3 protein-coding genes and 3 pseudogenes are annotated in these 2,561 nt (G+C 63.8%); 4 read left to right on the top strand and 2 right to left on the bottom strand.

Annotation, left to right across the window (positions count from 1 at the left end; all coding sequences use genetic code 11):
* The 3 genes and pseudogenes from NFE57_RS16525 to NFE57_RS16515 all read left to right on the top strand — a co-directional run.
* A pseudogene (locus NFE57_RS16525) lies at positions 1–91 on the top strand (integrase catalytic subunit); the annotation flags it as partial.
* Between the two features lie 229 nt (positions 92–320).
* Positions 321–995 (top strand): outer membrane protein, encoded by a 675-nt coding sequence (locus tag NFE57_RS16520; protein ID WP_252136687.1) that lies wholly within the window; start codon positions 321–323, stop codon positions 993–995.
* Between the two features lie 72 nt (positions 996–1,067).
* Complete coding sequence (locus NFE57_RS16515) at positions 1,068–1,328, top strand: hypothetical protein (RefSeq protein WP_252136686.1); 261 nt, start codon at positions 1,068–1,070, stop codon at positions 1,326–1,328.
* Positions 1,329–1,650: 322 nt separating this feature from the next.
* Here the strand turns inward: NFE57_RS16515 and NFE57_RS16510 are convergent, their stop codons facing one another.
* Both NFE57_RS16510 and NFE57_RS16505 read right to left on the bottom strand, forming a co-directional pair.
* Positions 1,651–2,061: a VOC family protein gene (locus NFE57_RS16510; protein WP_252136685.1), complete on the bottom strand. Its 411-nt coding sequence runs from the start codon at positions 2,059–2,061 to the stop codon at positions 1,651–1,653.
* Positions 2,058–2,396, bottom strand: a pseudogene (locus NFE57_RS16505) (alanine racemase); the annotation flags it as partial. The gene NFE57_RS16510 and the pseudogene NFE57_RS16505, both read right to left, overlap by 4 nt.
* A gap of 32 nt (positions 2,397–2,428) precedes the next feature.
* Here NFE57_RS16505 and NFE57_RS16870 point away from each other — a divergent pair.
* A pseudogene (locus NFE57_RS16870) lies at positions 2,429–2,561 on the top strand (AMP-binding protein); the annotation flags it as partial.

The raw sequence follows: 2,561 nt of genomic DNA, 5'->3' as shown, positions 1-2,561 counted from the left end.
CCCGGAAACGGCGACACCGCCATATCCGGCATCCGGTTCCGCTTCGCTCCACCTCCGCCCGGATATGGCGGCAGCGGCTTTAATCCACTAACAAACCAATCGGTCCACTCGGTGGGGGCAGATCAGGCCGGCGTCCCGGTGCGATGGTATGCCAGCGCCAGCCTCAAGGTTGATCGTCTCTCAGCGTCCGGAGGAGATCCGTATCTACTCAGGCCGAGGACGATGCTCCGGCCGGTTGGTCTTCTTCCTGGCAGCTATGCTGAAGACTATGTCGCCCCTGCCGGATTACCGAAGCCGTCCCGCCGATCGGACAATCCCCGATGATCGATCCGAAGCCCAGTCTCCTCTCGCCATGTGCCTCGCCTGCATGGCGATCGATCATCGAGGAGATTGTAATGAAGACGTGTCTTGTTATCGCCGCTGCCCTCGCCCCCGTGTCGGTCCAGGCGTCCGCGCAGGATTTCAACGGGCCGTCGGTCGGCGTCCAGGCCGGCTGGAACCGAACCGATGCGCGCCTTCCCCAAGGCGGCAACGGCATCCCGGGCATCGACCGATCGACCGACGCGTTCGTCGGCGGCGCGTTCCTCGCCTATGATGATGAGGTGGCGCCGCGGATCGTGATCGGGGGGCAAGCCGAATTCAATGTCGCTGCTTCCGACGATTTCGGTGAAGTTGGAGAGACGGCTGCACGCCGCGTCAATCCCCGCTATGCCTTCGATCTGACCGCCCGCGCCGGGTATCTCACCACGCCGGCGACCCTGCTCTATGTGCGCGGCGGCTATAGCAACGCCCGTGTCCGCACGACGATCGGTACGGATGCCGGCGACCGGTCGTCCTCTGCCCACCGGGACGGCTGGATGATTGGCGGCGGTGCCGAGAGAATGATCACCGACCATGTTTCCGCCCGACTGGAATACCGGTACACCGACCTTGGAGAGGGGCCGGGCAGGTTCGATCGCCATCAGGTCCTTATCGGGGCGGCATACCGCTTCTGATGTTTCGTCCGGAGCGCGGCGATATTGGCGGCTTCGCCCCTCGTATCTCCCCCCCACGCGATTGAGGGATGCGTGTCGCCGGAAAAAGACGCCGCCTTCTCAGCCGCGCTTATAGATCGCCCCATTATATTTCAGCGCCGCTTCCGGCATGTCGAGGAAGGAGATGAACTCACCCGAATTGGGGACGAGTTCAACACGGATCGCGTCGGGCGCGGCGCCGGGCTCGGCCGACGCATGCAGGATACCGAAGGCAACATCGAGTCCCTTGGCGGTCGCATCGACGTCGATCTCTCCGAAGGCCTCGTTGCGGTATCCGAGTCGGCGCCGTCTTGATCTCGCCTCGGTTCAGGGCGGTATAGGTACGCACAATCCTCGGGTCGGCCCTTGAAGCGGGGTCAATCTTGATTTGGGCAACCGATATCTCGAAGGTCGCCGATATTCTTGAATGTTCGATGCGTGCCATTCCGCCATCGTAGGCTGCGCGCCGGTTGGTACAAAGTGCTTGGGTCAAACTCAGGAACGCGCTGGCAGACAACTGCTGCCTTCAACGCTGCATAAACGTAGGGCAAGTTTCGACGGTTCGATTGGCGCGCGCGAATGGCCGTTCTGTTCGCGCGAACTGTCCGTCCTGGTCCTGTCGATGGCTTGCCCTCTCTCAGGCGAATGGCGTGGCGAATTCGACGCGTATACCGCCGGGCATGGCGCAGAAGAAATGGCGCGCGCCTGCATCGCCTCGGATGAAGCCGGGCTCACGCTCGATCACCACGCCCGGCCAGGCGCGCAGCTTTTCGAAGAGCGTCGTCAGGGCCGCCTCGTCCGGCACCGCAAGCGCCAGATGATGCAGGCCCACATTGGTCTTGCGATCGAAAGCGGTGGCATGCGCCGGATCGGTGACGCGCCACAGCGTGAGCATGCTGTGCCCGTCCGACACGAAGGCGGCAGGGTAAGCGGGGTCATTACCCACCACGGCCCAGCCAAGGGCGCCGACAAAGAACTGCCGCGCGGTATCGAGATCGGGCACGGCAAGACCGAGATGATGGATACCGCGAGTCAGGGATTTGGTCATGCCCCGTCTCTGGTTGCGCCGGGCCAGTAAAAGCTGTCGGGCGTGGGCCGCTTGCCGAAGATCGCCTGACCGACACGCACCACAGTGGCGCCTTCCGCGATCGCGTCCTCGAAATCACCGCTCATACCCATCGACAGGCCAGTGATATCCGGCACTCGCCTGACGGCCTCGTCGCGCAGCCGGCGCAGCAGAGTGAAGCACGGCCGGACCTTCGCCATGTCGCTGCTGAACAGCGCCAGTGTCATCAACCCGCGCGGCTTGAGGTGAGGAAACTGGCCGAGCTGATCGACGAACGGCAACAGCGCATCGGGGTGGAGGCCGAACTTGCTGTCCTCGCCCGACGTGTTGACCTGGACATAGACGTCGAGTGAGTGAGGCGACCTTCGCGCTGCTCGCGTGCGCGCGGATCGGGGCGATCCATTCGGTGGTGTTCGGCGGCTTCTCGCCCGAGGCGCTGGCCGGGCGCATCACCGATTGCGATTCGAGCGTGCTGATCACCG

The sequence above is a fragment of the Hephaestia sp. MAHUQ-44 genome (genome assembly GCF_023806085.1).
GTDB lineage: Bacteria > Pseudomonadota > Alphaproteobacteria > Sphingomonadales > Sphingomonadaceae > Sphingomonas.
Note: the sequence above shows the minus strand (reverse complement) of the source record. Positions and strands in the feature narration are given on the sequence as shown.